The sequence below is a fragment of the Nesterenkonia xinjiangensis genome, assembly GCF_013410745.1.
GTDB classification, from domain to species: Bacteria; Actinomycetota; Actinomycetes; order Actinomycetales; family Micrococcaceae; genus Nesterenkonia; species Nesterenkonia xinjiangensis.
In genome coordinates this window covers 440559-459316 of the sequence record NZ_JACCFY010000001.1, presented here as the reverse complement: position 1 = coordinate 459316, position 18758 = coordinate 440559, and the positions used below count along the sequence as shown (strand labels likewise).

Sequence of the window (18758 nt, the reverse complement as noted above, 5' to 3'; positions counted from 1 at the left end):
GCATCCATGACAGCACAGACTCCCAGAGACATGGGGGGCCGCCGTCGGGTCCTCGTCGTGACGAGCAACGGGTCGGGCATGGGGCACCTGACACGGATGCTCGCCGTTGCCGCCCGCTTGCCCGAGGACGTCGATGTCACGTTCGCCTCGCTGTCCACCGGCGTGTCCGTGGTGGGGCGCTATGACATGCCCTACGAATATATTGCCTCGCCCTCAGCGCTCAACATGAGCTGGACCGCGTGGGAGGGGTACCTCCATGGGAGGCTCTCCCTGCTGCTAGACGCCGTGGAGCCGGACACGCTGGTCTTCGACGGCACGCACCCGTATCGGGGCCTGGTGACCGCCATGGAAGGACGCGAAATGCGTCGTGTCTGGATGCGGCGCGGTATGTGGCTTCCCGACATCGGTGAGGATGTGCTGGAGAGGGCACAGCATTTCGACGAGATCATCGAACCGGGGGAGCTTGCGGGTGACGAAGACACTGGAGCGACCGTCCGTCAGAGCGACGCCGTCCGTGTTCCTCCCATCACTTTGATCTCCGGCCCGCAGATCCTGTCCCGAGAAGAGGCGAGGGCGGCTCTCGGGTACTCGGCAGAAGACGAGGTGGCATTGGTGACACTCGGCGCGGGGAACATTAACGACACGAGGAGTCTCCAGGAGGAGATCATCGACTGGTTCCAGCGGGAGCGGCCCGGCTGGCGCGTGGTGATCACCCGCTCACCGATCGCACGGGAGAGATCCCGCGGGTCGGAGGACAATGTCGAGACGCTGCGGGTTTATCCCTTGGCTCGCTTCGCCCGCGCCTTCGATGCTGTGGTGTCGGCCTGCGGGTACAACGCGTTCCATGAATGGAATCAGGTCGGCATGCCGACGCTGTGGGTGCCCAACACCGCGACCGCGACCGATGACCAGCTGGCCCGCGGACGGTGGGCGGCCAAGCACAAGATCGGGCTGCTCCACCTCGACCCTCCCGGCGATTCCCCGCCGCAGCGGGACCTGGGCCAGACCCTGGCGCTGCTCACCGACGAGCAGGAGCGTCTGGCCCTGAGTCGCCGGTGCACAGAGACCACGGCTCGGTTCTGGGGATATGGCCACGGCCCGGACGGAGGAAACGGAGCAGTCCCGGCAGGGAAGCTGATCCTGGGCGAACCAGTCCATGAGAAGGTACACGTCGGACAGGTTTCTCGGCCGGAGGTAGACCGGTGAGGAGACTTGACCATGAGGGAACGGACCTGAGAGAGCAACGATGACGCCCACCGAAGACGAGCGAGACCACCGGCCGAATTCCAGCCTCCGCCCCCCCGAGACGCAGGGTAAGGCGGTGCTCGCCGATCAACCGGGGTACCGCATCACGTACTGGCCTGGCAGGGAGCCGAATCGGGTTCTGCTGATCGGCTTCGCCGGCGCCAACTCAGGGGAGGCCGAACGCGGGATCGGCCACCGGCTCGCTGCACGCGCCGGCTACGACTATGTCTTCGTGGGTCGAGCTGCCTCTTCCCAGTATCAGGAACTCTCACTTGAGGCCTTTGTCGAGGCTGTCGCGCCCCTGACCGAGGGGCGCGAACGGGTCGTCACCTATGGTGCGGCCCTGGGCGGCTACGCAGCGGTCTACTACGGCGGGGCGATCGGGGCGAAGATCATCGCCGCCTCACCCCGTAACCCCTCCCACCCGCTGATCCGCACGCGCAAGCACCGTGATCAGCCCTTCTATCACGAAGAGATCAGCCAGCAGCCCGTTTCGGCGTTGGCCCCGGTGATCCTGAGCGACCCACGGCGGGAGGAGGACACGCGATTCATCGATGAGCTGATCCGACCTGCCTACCCCGAGGGGACATATCTGGATTTCCCTTACACCGGGCGCCGTGTGCTGGAGGTTCTGCGAGAGAACGGCCTGGCGGATGAGTTCATCGCCGGGATCGTCGAGAAAGACAAGGTCCCGGTGGTCGAGCTGCCCACAGAGGGCGATCCGACCTATCACACCGAGCGCGGGCGCGATCTCGTCCGCCAGGGCCGTTGGACGGAAGCCGAACGACACCTCACCGAATCGCTGCGGCTCGGGCCTACCAGATCGGCGATCGTCAGCCTCGCACGTGTCTTCGTGCAGAAAGACAGGGCCGAGGCCCTGTCGGACCTGGAACAGGAGGCTCGCAGGCACCAGAGCCCGCAGTGGGTGGACGAGCAGTTCGCCCGGCAGCGTGCCGCTCTGACAGTGTCGGAACCGGCTGAAGTCAAGGACGGCATCGTCGTCGACGCCAAGCCTCGTCTGACTGAATTCACCGAGCCACAGGACGACTTCGGCCACCTGCGGTACAGCAGGGGATATCTCTATACGTCGGACCGGAGCGTCCAGCCGTCAGTCTCACACTGGCAGCGCGTGGAGTTCGCCGGCGGAACCTTTCATTGGGATCCCCGCTCCGGGCTGGCCGTAGCGCGGCGCGGCGACGTCGAGGTCCTCGTCTGTGGGCATGTACTTCATACCGGTCACCGCACCACCGATGTCGGAGAGATCGCGCGTGCCCTGGTGGCCTCCCTGGCCGAGAGCCGACAGGCGTTCCTGGACGACCTCGAGGACATGTTCGGCCAGTACGTGGTGCTGGATCGTCAGGGCAGCACCGTGAAGGCGCAGACCGACGCCTCCGGCGCCCGTGCTATGTTCCACGACTCCGACGCTCGAGTACTCGGTTCGCACGTCAACCTGGTCGGGATGGTCGTCGGAGCCCCGCTGAGTCGCATCGCGAAGTGGATCGGGGACACCCAGTCCTTCGACATGCCTGGGCGTTCCACGGAGTACGCGGACGTCTGGTTCCTGATGCCCAACACCGAGGTCACCGTCGGCACCGGGGAGATCACCCGTGTCGGGCCTCGCCCCTACGACCCGCTGACCGTCGATGAGGCCGTGGAGAGGATGCTTCCCCAGCTGGAGATCCAGCGGGACCTCCTGCTGGATGAGGACCGGCAGATCCTGCTCTCGATGAGCGCCGGCGTAGACACCCGAACCTCGCTGGCGGCGTTCAGCGGCCACTACGACACCCTGAAGACTTTCACGTACTCCAAGGAGAAGCGGCCCGGTGACTCGACCTCCCGGATGCTCTCCCGGGACGGGCAGCTGGCCGGACGCATCGCAGAACGTTACGGACTGGACCACACCGTCTTCCACCTGGACGAGGAGGAGGCCACCCCGGAGGCCTTCCGCGCCGTGCTGGAGGAGGCCAGCCCGCGAGCACACATGCGCAAGTTGGCGTGGGTCTACCACCGCAAGCTTCCCCATGACGCCATCCACCTGAGATCCCAGGTCAACGGCATCGGCAAATGGCACTACGGGCACCTGATGCACCACGCCGAGGACCACAACTTCAGCGCCGAACGCATGGCGACCCTGACCAAACATGGTCGGGCCCTGCGCAGGACGAAGAAACCCCGCTCAGCATTCCGGCCGGGCATCGAGGCGTTCCAGGAGTACATCGACTCCACGCAGCTTCGCAGCGTCCCCAACGGCTATCTGATCAGCGACATCTTCCAGTGGGAGCACCGGACCGCCTACTGGGGCCTGGCGCACCTGGTGGAGTCCGACTTCACGTTCGACACTTACAGCCTCTACGGCTCCCGCCGGATGATCCAGCTCATGCTGCAGGTCCCCGAAGCGGTCCGTGCCCAGAAGGGCCTCTTCCGAGCCATCATTGAGCGCAGCGAACCACAGCTGGTGAAGTTCTACGTCAACGGCAAGAAGTGGCGCGCGCCCGACCTCAACATCCCTGTGGCAGAGTTCCAGCGCGGAGACAAGACTTACGCCCGCAAGACGGAGCTCCAGAAGGAGAACGCCGTCCTGAAGAAGAAGCTCAAGCAGGCCCAGACCGAAGTTGAGGCACTGCGGGGGCAGCCCACCCCGGAAGATGAGGACACTCAGACTCCCTGAACGGCTCCCAGCCGCTCCATGGCGTCCACGAGCCGGCTGACCACCGGCCGCTCCTGGCCGTAGGCGGGCCACTGGTTCATGGACAGGTTCGCCCGCGAGTTCAGCTCCGTGATGAAGGCCCCCTCGCCGCTCTGCACGTCCGGGACCATCAGATCCAGTCCCACGGCATGCAGCCCGGGTATGGCGGCCGCAGTCTCCAGGGAGAGCCGGTGCAGATCCTCGTGCAGGACATCGGTGACGTCCACATTGATACCGCCGGTGCCCAGATACGGTTCGGAGTTCAGCAGGACCACCTGACCCTCCTCGGGACTCGCCTCCGCCTCCAGCCCCTGAGCCGCCAGGACGCGGCCGTCCACCTGGAGTTTCTTGGAACGCAGGTAGGCGTGGGAGGCGCGCATCGCCGTCAGCTCCTCCACCAGGGTGGAGACGCTGGCCGTGCCGTCGCCCACCACATGGGCGGGGACCCGCACAGCGGCTCCGATCAGCTCGCCGTCGACCACATAGGTGCGCAGGTCGACCCCCTCGACATGATCCTCCAGGATCAGCCGCCCGTTCGCGGTCTCCCGGCGGGCCTCGGCCCACGCCGCCCGCAGCTGCTCCTCCGTGGTGATGTTCGTGGTGACACCACGACCGGCATTGCCATCAGAGGGCTTCAGGACCAGCGCCCGGCCCTCGGCGCCGCGCAGATGCGCCAGCCCGGCGTCGAGCTGCTTCACCGTCAGGAACACGCCCCGGGGGATAGGGGCGCCGGCCTGGCCCAGGGCGACCTTCGTCAACGTCTTGGACAGGCACACCCGCTCCGCCAGGCCCCCGGTCAGCGAGGGCGCGAACCTGTTCAGGCCGCCGATCAGCCGCCCATCCCGGAAGAACATGGCCGTCTTGCCATGCTCGATGACCTCCATGCCCCGTTCCCGGGCACACTGCATGATGCCCCCGCGGTGGCCGGGCCACACGGCACAGGTGTTCATGGCGCGGTAGCGCGGCACCACATGGTTCTCGATGAAGCGGCGATGCGGGGCCAGATGGGTGATCGTCAACGGAGTCTCCTCGCAGATGTCCAGCAGGATAGGTCAGGCGCCGTCCAGGGCGGAGCGCAGTCTGGTCAGGAACTCCTCGATCTCCGGACTCAGCCACGGGCCGTCCTCGTACAGGGCGAGGATCTCGGCGATGTGCTCCGCAGCCTCACGCCACTGCTCCGCCGCCACGAAGCTGAGCTTCTTGAGGTACCAGTTGGTCACATACCCCTCCAGGCGGGTCCGCCGATACGCCTCCAGCAGCCCCTGCTCCCGCAGCCAGGCGACACGGTCCTGCTCCAGGGGCAGATACTTCCGGAAGTACGTCGGCGAGATCGCGTTCACCGCCGAGCCGGTGACCTCGGAGTAGTAGGCGTTGACGTCGACATCGAGAGTCCGGATCCGCCGGGCATGATGCAGGATCTGCTGGGAGAGGTAGTTGTCCTGCCCGACCGCGCCGTGCGGCATCTGCAGATCCAAGGGCTTCAGCCAGTCGGTGCGGATCACCGCCGAGTGGATGCGCAGGGAGCGGAAGCCCCACTGCGCCAGGGAGTCCTCCGGCAGGTGCAGCGTGCCGGAATCATCGAGGACCTCGGAGAACGCCTCCTGGAGCTCCCGATGATGATTGATCCTCAGCTTCCGGGTGGACCAGCGCAGGAAGTTGCCCATCACCAGGTCCACCTCCGGATGGGCGTCCAGCTCGGTGACCAGAGCGGCCAGGCCGTCCTCGACCATCTCGTCATCAGGATCCAGGTAGGTCACATACGGTGTGGCGGTCAGTCGGACCCCCAGGTTCCGGGGGCGGGAGGCCGAGCCGGAACCGCCGGAGGCGAAACGAAAGGCCGAGACATTGGGGTGCTCCTCGGCCAGCTCGTCCACCGTCGCCCTGGTCACCGGATCTGTGGAGCCGTCGTCGATCAGCAGCACATGCATCTGCTCGAAGATCGAGGATCGCCGCAGCGAGGCGAAGCCCTTGTGCCGCAGATGCGCCCCGTTGTTGAAGACCGGCACGACGACGCTCAGCTTCAGCCCCAGCTCCTCCGCCGTCCTGCGGATCACCTGCTGCGTCGCCTCGACGTCATCGTCCGCACCTGGGCCGCCTGTGGCGTCCGCCGCCGCAGTGAGCGGACCGTCGGTCCGGCCATGCTCGCCATGATCGACCGCGTAGACGGGGAACTCCCGGCGTGCCATGCCCAGCCGCTCCCTGCTCGTCAGCAGCGCGGCTTCGGGCCTCCACCACGCGCTCAGCTCCAGTGGGACGAAGCTGCCGTCGATCCTCCGGTGAGACAGTTGATCCGCGGCCTCGGCGGGTCCCTCCACCTTGGCGGTCACCGGTGCGGACTGGTAAGCGAAGGCGGCCACATGGTCGGCCGCGTACTCCGGCCCGTAGAGCCGCTCGGCGGAGATCGGAAGCAGCACATCGACGTCGCGCCGCCAGAGGGCGGCCTCATCCCAGGCCACGAGCTCCACCGGGCCGATGCTCTGCTGTGCCATCTGCCGCTGCAGCGCTTCTGAATGCTCCTCCGCGACCGCCAGCACCCGGAGATCCTGCACCGGCGCCTGACCACGGGGGACGACGCCGGCGATCCTGGCCAGCTCGTGCAGACGGTCCACCACATGGTCCTTAAGGAACACGCGGCGGAGCCCGGCGGCCTGGGTGCGGCGCAGCTCCTCCAGGGTCAGGGTCTCCAGATGCGCGGCGACGTCACCTGCGGACTGGGCGATGTGGACATGCGCATACTCGGAGTTCACCCCCTGGTTGTACGTGGAGAGCACCGCGGTGCCGCAGGCCTGCAGCTCCAACACGGTCTGCGAAAGTGCGGTCTGCGAGTCCACGGTGGAGTTCAGGGCCACCGCCGTGTCCGAGGCCCTCTGCAGGCGCAGCAGGCGTCTTCTTCCCATCTGTGGAGCCACGTAGGGCGTGAAGCCTCGTGGGTAGGCGAAACGGTCGTCCCGGGTGGCCGCCTGGGAGCGGGGATCCACCAGCAGCAGGCGCCGCTCGGCACGGATGACTCCCTCCAGCAGGGCGGTCGCGTACTGACGTCGCTGGGGGAACAGCTTCGCATGCCAGGTGCCGGCATAGGAGATCAGATCCGAGCCCGCCGGTCGGGTGCCGATCGGCGAATGTCGCAGCGGGTTGACCCCGGTCCGCAGCAGCGAGACCGACTGCGCCTGGGAGCAGTCGGCGGTGTACCGGTCCAGCAGCTCCTCACCGGTGGTCAGGACATGGTCCGCCTGGCGGGCGACATCCACCCAGTCGTCATAGAAGCGGGCCTCCTGGGTCCCCCAGAAGACCACCGGGATGCCGGCCTCTCGGAAGGCGGGCATGATTTTTTCGGTGATCCGACGGCGCAGGTAGGTGCCCGGGATGTCCGCGTTCCTCCAGCTGCCCTTCCGGCCCTCTTGGACCGGGGTGACCAGCAGCAGGTCCGGACGCTTGTCCTCTCCGGCGGTCAGCATCCCGCGCCAGGCGGTGGGAGCCAGTTGGTGCAGCTGTGCAGCTCCCTCGAGCATCTGGATCAGCTGCGGATCCGCGATCAGGGCGATGCGCAGCCCCGTGTGCGGACGGCTGATTCCCGCCTCGCCCTCGGGCAGGGCGGACAGCACAGGCTTCAGCTCCTCCACGAGGTCCTGCGCGTTGACCCCGCCGTGGGCGAAGGGTGTCGAGGGGTGCGGCCCGGCCAGGGCGGCGTCGGCCAGGTACTCCGCGGCGTCGAGTCTGCCGGCGTGGACCTGGTCCAGCTGGGACACGGCTGACTCGAGCTGGTGAAGCCGGGCGGTGATGTCCGCACCCGGGCTCCGGGGTGTCTCCACGCTCATCGGGCGACCTCCTCGAGCTGCAGGAAGCAGCGGATCGCCGGATCCTGCCACTGGTGGTCGCCATAGAGCGCCGCAAGGTCGCGGACGACGTCGTCGGCCTCCTGGCGCTGATCCGCGGGGACCTTCTCCAGCTTGTTCAGGTACCAGGAGCGGAAGAACGGCTCCAGGCGCGTGTCCCGATAGTCCTGCATCAGGCCCGTCTCCTCGAGCCACCGGGTGCGGTGCTCCTCCAGGATCAGGTACTTGCGGAAGTACCGCGGAGAGACCACGTTGACGATGGAGGTGTCCACCGCGCCGTAGTAGGTGTAGACCGCTTTGGAGATGGTGAGGATCGCTGTCGAGTAGTACAGCATCTGCTGGAAGAAGTAGGTGTCCTGGCCGGTGGCGCCCACCGGCTGGGTCAGACCCAGCGACTTCAGCCAGTCGGTGCGTGCCACCACCGCCTCGATGGAGACGGGGACGAAGCGCATCTGGCGCAGCGAGTCGTGCGCGGGGCGCAGCAGACCGTCGCGCTCCTCGATGTGGCGGTTCATGTGGTTCACATAGTGCATGTGCTTCCGGCCGGAACGCCAGCGGATCATGTCACCCACGGCGAACTCGGCGTCCGGCCGGGCCTCCAGCGCCTCCATGAGGACCGAGTACCCGTCCCGGTACTCTTCATCATCTGGGTCCAGATAGGTCACGAATTCGGTGAAGCTCAGATCCAGGCCGGTGTTCCGGGGCCGGGAGGCGGATCCGGAGCCGCCGGGGGAGTGATGGAAGGCAGAGACGTTCGGCCAGGAGGCAGCCAGCTCGTCCACGGTGTCCACCGTGTGCATGTCGGTGGAGCCGTCATTGACCAGCAGGATGTGCATCCGGTGGAAGTTCCGCGACCGGCGCAGCGACTGGAACGCCTTGTGCCGGAGGTGATCGGCGTTGTTGTACACCGGGACCACCACCGCGAGCGTGAGATCCAGCTCCTCCACCAGCGCGCGGAACTCCGCGGCCTTGGCCTCGACATCGTCCCCGGTGTAGAGCGGCGCCTCGATGCCGCCGGTCTCGGCGGGGGTCTCCTGCTGAGGCTGAAGGGTCACGGACTCGGCCGCGGCCCGGTGCCCCAGATGGTCGATGGCGTAGATCTCGGCCTGCTCCGCATGGTGGTGCAGGGCCTGCGGGGAGCTCACCTGCTCCGTCCCAGGCCTCCACCAGGACGACAGCGACAGGTCAGGCAGCGCGGAGGCGCCCTGGTGGTGCCGGTGTGCCAGCGGGTCCGCGGCCTCGGCGTCGCCGTCGAGCTTGTGGCTCGCCGCGGCCGCGCTGTAGGCGAAGGAGGCTGCATGGTCAGCCACATAAGTGGGGGAGTACCGCCGGGAAGCGGAGACCGGCAGCAGGATGTCATAGGTGCCATGCCGCTGGGGCAGCTGCTCCCAGCTGACCACGTCCACTGCGGAGTGGGTCTGATGCCGCAGATCCCGCACCAGCTGGGGCGTGGGATGCTCGGCCACCGCCAGGACCACGTCATGATCCTGCGGCTCCGGCACCCCCGCCACCCGGCAGATCGCCGCCAGGCGGTTCACCCCGTGGTCATCGCTGAAGACCTTGCGGATCCCATCACCCTGGATGCGACGCAGCTCCTCGGTGGTGAGCGCCTCCAGCATGCCGGAGACGTCTGCCGTGGAGTTGGCGATGTGCACCTGCGGGTAGTAGGAGTTGACCCCCTGATTGTAGGAGGAGATGACCATCGTGCCGGTGGCCTGGAGCTCCAGGACCCGGTTGGCGAACATCGTCTGCGAGGCGACCACCGAGTTCAGGTTCACCGCGATGTCCGTGCCGCGCTGGAGCAGCATCAGGTCCTCACGTTCCCGCGCCGGCGCCAGATACGGGGAGTATCCGGTGGGGAACGAGTACCGCGGGTCTCCCAGGAACAGGTCCGAGTTGCGGTCGAAGATCACCAGCGGGCGGTCAGACAGCGCGGCGCCGTTGAGCGCCCAGGTGCCGTACCGGCTGCGCTGCGGGTACTTGTCCGGCAGCCATGAACCGGCGAAGTGGATCATCGGGCTCACTGCCGGGCGCGACCCCAGCGGGGTGTGCACCAGCGGGTTGACGGCGAAGGGCAGCACCTCGATGCTGGCTGCCTGCGGGCAGTCCCGGCGGTAGTCGGGGATCATCTCTGCGGCTGTGGTGAAGATGTGGTCGGCGGCCTGGGCGAGGCCCACGAAGGAGGAGTAGTTCGGCGGGTCCTCCTTGCCGTAGTAGACCACCGGGATGCCGCGGCGCCGGTAGGCCGGCATGATCTCTTCGACCGTCAGCCGTCGCCGGTTCGACCTCGGATTCGACAGGCCCCGCCAGGAGCGTTCATTGAGCCCCCGCCAGGTCGCTGCCACCAGGAGGATGTCGGGCAGCTGCTCCTGCTCCAGCGGCTCCTCCCAGTTCCGTGGGGTGAGCGGGATCAGCTCCGCCAGGCCGGCGAAGGACTCGAAGAGGAACTTGTCCGAGATGATGGCGATGCGCAGCCCGGTGTGCGGCCGGGAGATCCCCATCTGCCCGGCGGGAAGCTGATGCAGGGACGGGAGGAGGCGTTCGAAGAGCTCCCGGGCATCCCGGGCGTCATGCACGAACGGCGCCGAAGCCGCCGCGGTGACAGCCCCTTCCGGTGCGAGCAGGGCGCGGCGCGGCTGGTGGCCGCTGCTGACCTCCTCGAACTGGCCCAGGCGCTGCTGCACCTGCTCAAGCCGGAACCTGACCGAGTGCGGCGCGGGACTCAACGGTCAGCACCCGCCCGGGAGATCACCTGGCGGACCCGGCGCACCACCGGGCTGGGGACGGTGTTCCGCACGACCGTCTTCACCCGGCGCTGGACCGCCCCTCGCTCGTCCTGGGCACGGGAGATCCGAGCCACAGAACGGTCGATGCGGGTCATCGTCGAGGACAGCTTCGTCAGGGGATCCTCCAGCGCCTTCAGCCGCTGCTCCATGGAGGAGAGGCGCTTCTCGAGACCGTCCAGGCGCCGCTCCAGCTGTTGGAACCGCTTGGGGAACCCGGAGGGCACGCGCTGGGCGTAGTTGCCGACCTGGCGGACCTCTTTGCGCAGCGAATCCTCGGCCTTCTCCACGGTCTCGGTGGAGACCGCAGGTGAGCTGGCGATCTTCGAGGCCAGGTTCTTCAGCACCCGCTGGGTCTCATTGCGGTTGAAGGTGTCCAGCTGCTGATAGGTCCACTGCAGCTCACGCAGGAGGGCACGCTGCTGGTCCAGCAGGGCGTCGACGACGTCAGGGAGCGGCTCCTCCACGGCGATCGGCCCCCTGCCGTCGCCGTCGTCCGTGGCGGTGATGTCCGTCCTGCCCTCGAAGGTGGTCGCTTCACTCTCCGATGCCGCTGCCCCTGCTGTCACGGGTGACTCCTTGTTCGTCCAGTCCACGTTCTGTGATGTGTGCTCGGTATGGTCTCGTCCGAGAGCACCCCCTGCTCCCGGCCGTCATCAGTCTAGATGCCCCAGGGCCTGCTCGCTCGGCCGGCGCCGGCCTTCTCAATTCCTGGACCTTCGCTCATCGGCCGCGCTGCATCTCCTCCAGCAGAGCCGCGGCCACGTCCCGCGGCGTCCCGTATCCGGGTACCTGATTGATGGAGAGATTCGCCGAGGTGTTCAGCTCGATCACCGTCGCGCCCTCCGGGGAGCCGAGCTCAGGGACCAGCAGGTCGACGCCGGCGCACCGCAGGTCCGGGAAGGCCGAGACCGCGCGTACTGCAAGCTCCAGCAGCTCGGGATGGATCTCCTCGGTGACGTCGACCGTCACCCCACCCTGGGAGACGTTCGCCGTCCCGTTGAGGAAGACCACCTCACTGGTGGCGGGGACGTCGTCCAGTCCGATGCCGCGCCGGCCCATCAGCGTCACGTCGAGAAACGTGGGGCGCGAGGAGAGGTACTTGTGCACGGTGCGGGCCTGCTCGTACTCTTCGGCGAGCTTTGCCACGCTGCGGGAGCCGTCGCCGATCACATGGGCGGGGACCCGGACCGTCGCCGCGACCGCGCGGTCGCCGACCACGAACACCCGGGTGTCGACCCCGCGCACCTGTTCCTCCAGGATCACCTGCTTTCTGCTGGACTCGCGGCGGGCACGCTGCCACGCGCTGCGCAGCTGATCCTCGGTGCGGACCTCCACACTGACCCCCCGGCCCGCGTTGCCGTCGGCGGGTTTGACGACGACCTCGCCGAGTCCGCCGTCGGTGGTCTGCTCCGCCCACCAGCTCACCGCGGTCTCCAGCCGGGTGGCCGGGAAGTGCCGGCCCCGGGGCACCGGGAGCCCGGCGCGGGCCAGCAGATCCTTGGTGAAGGTCTTGGAGCGGGTGGTGCGGGCCGCGGAGTACCCGACCAGGGTGCTGATCAGCCCCACCGTGCCGCCGATGCAGCGGCCGGCCTGGAAGAAGTACATCGACTTGTCCTGCTCGCGCACCGTCAGGCCCCGGCGCTTGGCCTCACGTGTCAAGGCACCACGGTGTCCCGGCCATGAGGCCAGCGGGGTGAACTGCAGATGCCGGTGCGCCAGGTGCCGCTGCACGAAGGCGAGGTTCGCGTCGGTGGTCGGCTCAGCCGGCCCCCGACGTGCGGGCGGCTCAACCATCGGCGCCGTTCCCACCCTGACCCGCCCGGGCGGTCTCCAGACCGGAGAAGAACTGCCCCACCACGGGGTCGGTCCACTCGTGCTCCCCGTAGCAGGCGAGGATCTCGGCGATCGTCTCGGCGGCCTCCAGCCACTGCTCCCGGGGCACAGTGCGCAGCTTCTTCAGATACCAGTTGACCGTGTACCCCTCGAACCGGGTGCGGCGGTAGGTCTCCAGGAGGTCGTTCTCGCGCAGCCAGCGGGCGCGGGCACGGTCCAGCGGCAGATACTTGCGGAAGTACCGGGGGGACACCGAGTTCACCATCGACCCGCTGACCTCGCTGTAGTACGCGTTCACCGGGGTGTCCACAGAGCGGATCCTGCGCGCCCGGTGCATCATCTGCTGGGCCAGGAAGTTGTCCTGCCCGGCCGCGCCCACCGGCTGGACCGGCTCCAGCGACTGCAGCCAGGCGGTGCGCACCACCGCGGCGTGGATGCGCAGCGAGCGGAACCCCCACAGCTCGTGCGGGCTGGCCGGCAGCACGACAGTGCCCGCCGCATCGAGATGATCCGCGAAGGTCTCCTGGATCTCCGCGTGGTGGTCCAGACGCTGATGCCGGGTGGACCAACGGGTGAAGTTGCCCAGCACGAAGTCCACGTCCGGATGAGCGTCCAGCTCAGCCACCAGTCGGGCGAGCCCGTCCTCGACCATCTCATCGTCCGGGTCGAGGAAGGCGATCTGCTCGGTGGCGGCCAGTCGGACCCCCAAGTCCCTGGGGCGTGAGGCAGAACCGGAGCCGCCCTGGGCGAAGCGGTAGGCGCTGACCTGCGGGTGCTCGCGGGCCAGCTCGTCCACGGTCTGCAGCGTCGCCTGGTCACTGGAGCCGTCGTCGAGAAGCAGGATGTGCATCTGGTCGAAGAGGCTGGAGCGGCGCAGCGAGGCGAAGGCCTTGTGCCGCAGGTGGTCGCCGTTCTCATAGACCGGGATCACCACACTCAGGCGCAGCCCGAGGGTCTCGGCGGTCTCGCGGACCTCGGCGGCGAAGGTCTCCACGTCGTCGTCGAGGTCCGGAGCGGCGTCCCGCAGGGTGATCTGCGTGCTCGCCGGGTGATGTCCGAATCCGTCGATCGCGTAGGCCTGCACGCTGCGCGCCACCTGCCCCAGCCGCTCGGCGGAGACCAGCCGGTCGGCTGCCGGGCGCCACCAGGCGCTGAGTGCGAGGTCCTCGACACCCACACGGTGCCGGTGGGAGTGCCGATCCGACCGGGCGACGGCGTCGGCGGTGGTGCTGGGCCGCGTGCCGTCCAGGGTTCCGGTCGGGACGCCCGGGGAGGCGAGCTTGGTGGTCACACAGTCCCGCTGGTGGGCGAAGGAGGCCAGGTGGTCGGCCGCGTAGGTGGGGGCGTAGCGGTGCCGCGGACTCACCGGCAGCAGCATGTCCACCTCTGCGATGCCGGCGGAGGCTCGGCGGGAGAGCTGCTCCCAGTCGATCAGCTCCACCGGGCCGAGGCTCTGCCCCGCGAGGTCCCGGCGCAGCGTCTCACTGGGCTCCTCGGTGACGGCCAGCAGCCGTGGAGAGCGTGGCAGCGTCCCGACGCCGGCGGCCGCGGCGATCGTCATCAGCCGGTCCGCGGCATGGTGGTCCAGGAAGGCCTTCCGGATGCCTTCGGCCTGGGTGCGGCGCAGCTCCCGGTGGGTGAGCACCTCTAAGGCGGCGGCCACGTCCTGGGGAGACTGGGCGATGTGCACATGCGGGTGCTCGGAGTTCACGCCCTGGTTGTAGGTGGAGAGCACCATCGTCCCGGAGGCCTCGAGCTCCAGGATCCGGTCGCTGAACATCGTCTGCGAGCCGACCGCGGAGTTCAACGCGATCGCACGGTCCGTGGCCCGGTGCAGCCGAGCCACCAGGTCCCGCGGACGAGTCGTGGTCAGGTACGGGGTGCAGCGCGGGGGCCAGGCGGTCTCGCCGGTGCGGGCCGGATCCTGGGAGCGGCGGTCCATCAGCGCCAGCGGCCGGCCGGACTCGAGCACCCCGTCCAGCAGCCAGCCGGCGTATTCGCGTCGTTGGGGGAAGAGCTGCTCGTGCCAGGTCCCGAAGAACGGGATCAGGTCTGTGGCCGCCGGGCGGGTGCCGATCGGGGAGTGGTGCACCGGGTTCACCCCCATCGTCAGCAGCCCGATCGACTGCGCCCGCGGGCAGTCCTGCGCGTACCGGGGGAGATGCTCCGCGGTGGCGGTGAGGATGTGATCCGCCTGCTCGGCGATGCCCTGCCAGTGCGGGTAGAAGCGCGGCACCTGGGTGCCCCAGAAGACCACCGGGACACCCCGGGCGCGCAGGTGCGGGATGATGCGTCCGGTCAGCGCGGTCCGCGGGGCGGAGGAGAGCCGCTCGACGCCGGACCAGCCGCCGTCGATCCCGGAGACCACCGGGGTCACCAGCAGCAGGTCAGGGGGCCCCGACTCGGCAAGCTGCTCCTGCCAGGACTCGGGGCTCAGGTAGATCAGGTCAGCCAGCCCGGTGAAGCTCCGATGCAGCGGCTCGTCACAGATGATCGCCACGCGCAGCCCGGTGTGCGGCTTCGCGATCCCCGGTTCGCCGGGGGGAAGCTCCTGAAGCACGGGCGCCAGACGATCGATCAGCTCGCCGACGTCCTGAGCGTCCCGGATGAAGGGGCTGGAGAGGTGGGGCGACCCTTCACGCAGCAGCGTCCGGCGCAGCCCCCGCTGGGACCCTCCTCCGGATATCAGCGACTCCAGGGCCTCCAGACCGGCGTCGAGCTCGGCGACGCGGGAGGAGAACTCCCCGGCGGGTGGGCGGGTCATCGAGCATCCTCCTGGGCAGCCTCGGGCCGTGCGTCGTGCAGCGATCGGTAGAAGTCCAGGATCCGCGGATGGTCGCCGTCGTAGCCTCCGTAGAGGTCCACGATCCAGGCCAGGGTCTCAGCCGCCTCCTGCCACTGCTCGGCCGGGACGGCGTCGAGCTTCTTCAGGTACCAGCTGACCAGGAAGCCCTCCAGCCGTGTCCGGCGGTACTCGTCCAGCAGGCCCACCGAGCGCAGCCACTCGGAACGGTCCCGCTCCAACGGCACGTAGCGGTGGAAGAGCCGGGCGCTGACGGCATTGACGGTGGAGTCGCTGACTTCGCTGTAGTAGGTGTGCACCTTGGTGCGCACCGGACGGATCCGACGCGCGTAGTGCAGCATCTGCTGGGAGAAGTAGGAGTCCTGCCCGACGCCGCCCACCGGCTGGGTGAGTCCCAGCCGTTTCAGCCACGAGGTGCGGGCGATCATCGCCTGGATGCTGAACGGCATGAAGGCGGTGCGGGAGAGCACATCGTCCGGGCTGATCAGGTTCCCGTGCTCATCCTCCTCCATGCCTTTGGCCAGGCTGTTGAGGAACTTCACCGTCTTGACGTTCTTCTGCTGCCGCTTGGTCGGGGCGTTGCGCCACAAGGTCATGTGCCCCAGCACGAAGTCGACCTCCGGGTGCTCCACGAACTCCTGGTAGAGCCGGGTGTACCCCGACTCCACGGCCTCGTTGTCCGGGTCCAGATAGGTCACATACGGGGTGGAGGCCAGCGCCAGCCCGGTGTTGCGCGGCCGCGACGCCGAGCCGGAGCCACCCTCAGGGTGGTGGAAGGCCGAGACGTTCGGATAGGTGTGCGCCAGGTCCTCCACGGTGTCGGCGGTGGCCGGATCCGTGGAGCCGTCGTTGATCAGCAGCACATGCATCACGTCGAAGATCGTGGAGCGGCGCAGCGAGGCGAAGGCCTTGTGCCGCAGGTGATCGCCGTTGTTGTAGACCGGCACCACCACCGAGAGCTGCAGGCCGTACTTCTCCGCCACTGCACGGAACTCCCGGCCGGCGGAGTCGAGGTCGTCGCCGCGGAACCGGTCAGGGGCCGGCCGGCGGGGAGTGAGGATGCGCCGGGCCAGCGGAGCATGGGCGGAGTGGTCCAGCTGGGCAGGGTCCGCATTGGAGAACACCAGGTCCTCCTGGATGTCCTTCAGCGCCTGGGCCACACCGGAGAGCTCCCCGGTGTTCGGCGAGATCGTCACGGTGCGGTCCGCCGGGTGATGGTTCAGATGGTCCACGGCGTACACCCGGGCCTGGCGGGCGCGGAGAGTCAGACTCGTCGCGGAGTCCACGCCGTCCAGGTCCGGACGCCACCAGGCGGTGAGGTCCAGCCGGCGGATGCCGGTGTGGTGGCGGTGGGCGTCGTCGTCGGTCTCTGCGGCGGTGCCCGCCAGCTTGGTGGTGACCGCGGCCGACTGGTAGGTGAAGGCCGCGGCGTGGTCGGCGGCGTAGCGAGGCGTGTAGTGCCGGGACGGGGTCACGGGCAGCAGGATGTCGTAGTCGCCGTCGTGCTCGTGCAGCCTGTCCCAGCTGGTCAGCGGCACGGCGGAATGCGTCTGCTCGGCCATCTCCCGGGCCAGGGCGTCGGTGGGTCTGTCCGTCACCGCCAGGATGCGCTCGCTGTCCTGCGGCGGGGTGGCGCCGGCGGCCCGGGCGATGCTGGCCAGCCGGTTGATCGCGTGATCGTCCAGGAAGACCTTGCGGATGCCGTCGCCCTGGACCCGGCGCAGCTCCTCCAGCGTGATGGAGTTCAACATGGCGGCGACGTCGTCGGCCGAGTTGGCGATGTGCACCTGCGGGTAGAACGAGTTCACCCCCTGGTTGTAGGTGGAGATCACCATCGTGCCGGAGGCCTGCAGCTCCAGGACCCGGTTGGCGAACATCGACTGGGAGGCGACCACCGAGTTGAGGTTCACCGCGACATCCGTCACCCGCTGCATCTCCATGAGGTCCTCACGCGGCTGCGCGGGCGCGATGTAAGGGGTGTAGCCGCGCGGGTAGGAGTAGCGGCGGTCATAGGGGCTGGGCTCGAAGGCCGAGTGGCGGTCGATGATCACCAGCGGGTAGCCGGACTGGATGACCCCGTTGAGCGCCCAGGAGCCGTAGGTGGTGCGCTGCGGGTACTTCTCCGGCAGCCAGGAGCCGGCGAAGTGGATCAGGTCGCTGGCGGCGGGCCGGGAACCGATGGGCGTGTGGACCAGCGGGTTCACCCCGAAGGGCAGCACCCCGATGCTCTGCGCGTCCGGGCAGTCCCGCTCGTAGTGCGGGACCATCTCCTCCGCGGTGGTGAGGATGTGGTCCGCGGCCTGGGCCAGGGAGAGGAAGAGCTCATAGTTGGGCGGATCCTCCTTGCCGTAATAGACGACCGGGATGCCGTGCTCGCGGAAGGTCCGCATGATCACGTCCGTGAGCTGCCGACGCCGCCAGGAGTCGGGGCGGGCGTTGCCGATCCAGGACTTGCCGTCCACACCCTTCCAGGTGGCCGCGACCAGCAGCAGGTCCGGGCGGTTCTCCTCGGTGAGCTGGTTGCGCCAGTCCTTGGGCTTCAGCGGGACCAGGTCCACCAGGCCGTCCATGGACTGGTGGAAGAAGCTGTCGCAGACGACGGCGATCCTCAGCTGACTGTGCGGGCGGGAGATGCCCATCTCCCCGGGCGGCAGGGCCTCCACAGCGGGGCGGACGTCCTCCAGCAGCTGCTCGGCGTTGAGCGCGCCGTGGGTGAAGGGGGTCGCGCGCAGCGGAGAGAGCTGGCGGAATCGGGTGTCCTGCAGCAGGCCTTCGAGCGAGGCCTTGTGGCCCGTGAGCTCGGTGCCGAGGTCCTCGAAGAGCTCCAGTCCCTGTTCGAGCTGGGCGATGCGGTACTGGAGGGTGTTCGGCTCCGGCGTCATCTGCCGGCGCCCCCGGAGAGCCGCTTGAGGCGATCCTTCACCGGGCGGGGCAGACGACGCGCCGCGGCCCGGGCGGCGCGCCTGGGGTCGGTCGCGGCGACCTTGACGGCGCGCCGGGCGGAGTGGGTGATCCGGGCGGACTGCTCAGGCGTGTTCCTCTTCACGTACTTGACGTCCCGGGTGAGCTTCTCGACGTCCTTGGAGAGCCTCTCCACCTGCTTGGCGAGCTGGCGGTCCGCCATCTTCTCGTCGATGCTGCGGGAGAGATCCTTCAGCACGCCCTCGACCTCCAGCCGGTGGAAGGTGTCGAGCTGCTTATAGGCCCACTGCAGCTCGCGCAGCAGGGCGCGGTGCTGCTCGAGGAGCTGCACCACCAGGGGGTCCAGCTGCTCGCCCTGCGGCGGCGCGGGAAGATCCGGAACCGGCTTCAGCTCCTGGGTGCGCTCATTCGAGGGTTCGGTGACCGTTCCCGTCATCGCTGCTGGACTCCTCGTGGTCGGCCTCATCTGTGACGGTGTGCTCCCTGGTGCGTCCCGCGCGGGGAGCCTCCGACTGCTGCGTGCGTGATCGCTGCGACCGGAGCTGACGCGTGCGCCCAGCCACAGTTGCCCCACAGTCTACAAACCTCCCCCCGCACGCCGACAGGCGGCGGACAGGGAGCATGACCGAGGTCGATCCAGGCAGAGTCTA

At 68.4% G+C, this 18758-nt stretch carries 10 protein-coding genes; 2 read left to right on the top strand and 8 right to left on the bottom strand.

Annotated elements, in window-relative coordinates:
• Positions 1-6 precede the first annotated feature (6 nt).
• Together HNR09_RS02100 and HNR09_RS02095 are read left to right on the top strand one after the other, a co-directional pair.
• Entirely contained in the window at positions 7-1206 is a 1200-nt protein-coding gene (locus HNR09_RS02100) for a UDP-N-acetylglucosamine--LPS N-acetylglucosamine transferase (protein ID WP_179540544.1), read from the top strand.
• A 115-nt stretch (positions 1207-1321) separates the two neighbouring features.
• Entirely contained in the window at positions 1322-3913 is a 2592-nt protein-coding gene (locus HNR09_RS02095; RefSeq protein ID WP_179540543.1) for an asparagine synthetase B family protein, read from the top strand.
• Here HNR09_RS02095 and HNR09_RS02090 read toward each other — a convergent pair.
• The 8 genes from HNR09_RS02090 to HNR09_RS02055 form a co-directional block, all read right to left on the bottom strand.
• Complete coding sequence (locus tag HNR09_RS02090) at positions 3901-4950, bottom strand: hypothetical protein (RefSeq protein WP_179540542.1); 1050 nt, start codon at positions 4948-4950, stop codon at positions 3901-3903. The genes HNR09_RS02095 and HNR09_RS02090 overlap by 13 nt on opposite strands.
• Positions 4951-4983: 33 nt before the next feature.
• Entirely contained in the window at positions 4984-7746 is a 2763-nt protein-coding gene (locus HNR09_RS02085) for a glycosyltransferase (RefSeq protein ID WP_179540541.1), read from the bottom strand.
• Positions 7743-10448, bottom strand: coding sequence for a glycosyltransferase (locus HNR09_RS16440; RefSeq protein WP_179540540.1), 2706 nt, complete (start codon positions 10446-10448; stop codon positions 7743-7745). Before HNR09_RS16440 ends, HNR09_RS02085 begins: the two co-directional genes overlap by 4 nt.
• Before the next feature lie 38 nt (positions 10449-10486).
• Entirely contained in the window at positions 10487-11116 is a 630-nt protein-coding gene (locus HNR09_RS02075) for a hypothetical protein (RefSeq protein WP_179540539.1), read from the bottom strand.
• A 154-nt stretch (positions 11117-11270) separates the two neighbouring features.
• Positions 11271-12344 carry an ATP-grasp domain-containing protein gene (locus HNR09_RS02070; protein WP_179540538.1) on the bottom strand — a complete coding sequence of 358 codons (1074 nt, stop codon included), beginning with the start codon at positions 12342-12344 and terminating at the stop codon, positions 11271-11273.
• Positions 12337-15147 (bottom strand): glycosyltransferase, encoded by a 2811-nt coding sequence (locus tag HNR09_RS02065; protein WP_179540537.1) that lies wholly within the window; start codon positions 15145-15147, stop codon positions 12337-12339. The genes HNR09_RS02070 and HNR09_RS02065 overlap by 8 nt, the downstream gene beginning before the upstream one ends.
• Positions 15144-18068: a glycosyltransferase gene (locus HNR09_RS02060; protein ID WP_179540536.1), complete on the bottom strand. Its 2925-nt coding sequence runs from the start codon at positions 18066-18068 to the stop codon at positions 15144-15146. The genes HNR09_RS02065 and HNR09_RS02060 overlap by 4 nt, the downstream gene beginning before the upstream one ends.
• Positions 18065-18544: a hypothetical protein gene (locus HNR09_RS02055; RefSeq protein ID WP_179540535.1), complete on the bottom strand. Its 480-nt coding sequence runs from the start codon at positions 18542-18544 to the stop codon at positions 18065-18067. The genes HNR09_RS02060 and HNR09_RS02055 overlap by 4 nt, the downstream gene beginning before the upstream one ends.
• Positions 18545-18758: the final 214 nt, after the last annotated feature.

Coding starts and splice junctions, on each gene's coding strand:
- HNR09_RS02100 (WP_179540544.1), top strand. CDS start 7: ATGACAGCACAGACTCCCAGAGACATGGGGGGCCGCCGTCGGGTCCTC.
- HNR09_RS02085 (WP_179540541.1), bottom strand. CDS start 7,746: ATGAGCGTGGAGACACCCCGGAGCCCGGGTGCGGACATCACCGCCCGG.
- HNR09_RS02070 (WP_179540538.1), bottom strand. CDS start 12,344: ATGGTTGAGCCGCCCGCACGTCGGGGGCCGGCTGAGCCGACCACCGAC.
- HNR09_RS02065 (WP_179540537.1), bottom strand. CDS start 15,147: ATGACCCGCCCACCCGCCGGGGAGTTCTCCTCCCGCGTCGCCGAGCTC.
- HNR09_RS02060 (WP_179540536.1), bottom strand. CDS start 18,068: ATGACGCCGGAGCCGAACACCCTCCAGTACCGCATCGCCCAGCTCGAA.
- HNR09_RS02055 (WP_179540535.1), bottom strand. CDS start 18,544: ATGACGGGAACGGTCACCGAACCCTCGAATGAGCGCACCCAGGAGCTG.